We start from the raw sequence: 1,690 nt of genomic DNA on the forward strand, positions 1-1,690 counted from the left end.
GATATTGATCGCTTTATCGGCCAGCGCCTTGAAGGCGGTGGCCGCGACGCCGGCATGGCTTCGCATGCCGATACCGATGACCGAGACCTTCGACATGCCGGCTTCCGACTGCACGACGTCGTAGCCGACATCGGCCTTCAGCCGCTCGAGCACTGCCAGCGCCTTGTCGATGTCGCCCGACGGTACCGTGAAGGTCATGTCGGTGAATTTGCCGTCCTCGGAAATGTTCTGGACGATCATATCGACATTGATGTTGGCCTCGGCCAGCGGGCCGAAGATGCCGGCGGCGACGCCTGGGCGGTCGCCGACGCGGCGCAGCGAGATCTGCGCTTCGTCCTTGGCATAGGCAATTCCGGTGACGACCTGCTGTTCCACGATCTCTTCCTCGTCGCAAATAAGCGTTCCGGGCGGATTGAGCAAATCCCCCATTCCGGGCGCGTCGGGATCGTCGAAGGACGACCGCACAAAGGTACGCACCCTGTGCACCATGGCAAGCTCCACCGACCGCACCTGCAGCACCTTGGCGCCGAGCGAGGCCATTTCGAGCATTTCCTCGAACGAAATCTTGGCCAACCGCCGGGCTTTCGGCTCGATGCGCGGATCAGTCGTGTAGACGCCGTCGACATCGGTGTAGATGTCGCAACGGTCGGCCTTGACCGCGGCCGCGATCGCCACGGCGCTGGTGTCGGAGCCGCCGCGGCCGAGGGTCGAGATGCGGTTGTCCGGGCCGATGCCCTGGAAACCGGCGATGACCGCCACCTGGCTCTCGCCGAAGCGCTTGATCAGGAACGCGCCGTCGATGTCGAGGATGCGCGCCGCGCCATGGGCGTTGTCGGTCTTGATCGGGATCTGCCAGCCCTGCCAGGAACGGGCATGGACACCCATGTTCTGCAGAGTTATCGCCAACAGGCCGGCCGTGACCTGCTCACCGGAGGCGACAACGGCGTCATATTCGCGCGCGTCGTGCATGGGCGAGGCCTCGCGCGTCCAGCCGACCAGCTCGTTGGTCTTGCCGGCCATGGCCGAAACCACCACGGCGACCTCATGGCCGGCATCGACTTCGCGTTTGACATGGCGCGCCACATTGCGGATGCGGGCGATGTCGGCGACAGAAGTTCCGCCGAATTTCATCACGATGCGCGCCATGGAAGCGAGATGCCTTTGACTGAAGCCGGCTTGGGGCCGGAAAACGGAAAATGCGCCCGGACCAGCCGAGCCGCGGAAATGCGCGGCCTCCTTAGCTAAAACAGCAAGGCTTCGCAAGCGAGGGCACGGGAGAAGCGGCCTTGGCCCGATTTTTGAGGTCTCCTGACGGATTCCTGCCGCGCAATGCGATAAGCTTAGAGGAAATCGCATGGAGGATTGCATGACCGAGACGCTGGAGATCGTGACCTTCCGCCTCAAGCCGGATGCTGCGGCTGGTTTTGTTACCCAAAATGGCGTCGTCACCGACTGGCTGGCGCACCAGCCCGGTTTTCTCAGCCGCCATCTCGGCGAGCGCGACGACGGAAGCTGGGTCGACGTCGTGCGCTGGCAAAGCCTCGAGCAGGCTCAGTCCGCGGCTCAGCGCATCATGGCCGAGATCGGCGATTGCCAAGCGATGCAGGCGATCGAGCCGGCCAGCGTTACCATGAGCCATGCCGCGATTGCGCTGTCGCGTTAGGCTCGACCGTCCTCGTCTCGCTGCGGC

At 63.9% G+C, this 1,690-nt stretch carries 2 protein-coding genes; one reads left to right on the plus strand and one right to left on the minus strand.

Translation table 11 applies throughout. The features are described 5' to 3' along the window. Window positions 1-1,146 (minus strand): aspartate kinase (locus EOA60_RS31830; RefSeq protein WP_128312538.1); only part of this gene is annotated, 1,146 nt, incomplete at its 3' end. 220 nt (window positions 1,147-1,366) lie between these two features. Here EOA60_RS31830 and EOA60_RS31835 point away from each other — a divergent pair. Then, entirely contained in the window at window positions 1,367-1,663 is a 297-nt protein-coding gene (locus EOA60_RS31835; protein ID WP_164748191.1) for an antibiotic biosynthesis monooxygenase, read from the plus strand. Window positions 1,664-1,690 lie beyond the last annotated feature (27 nt).

Origin of the sequence: Mesorhizobium sp. M1A.F.Ca.IN.020.06.1.1 (genome assembly GCF_004023265.1) — a bacterium.
GTDB lineage: Bacteria > Pseudomonadota > Alphaproteobacteria > Rhizobiales > Rhizobiaceae > Mesorhizobium.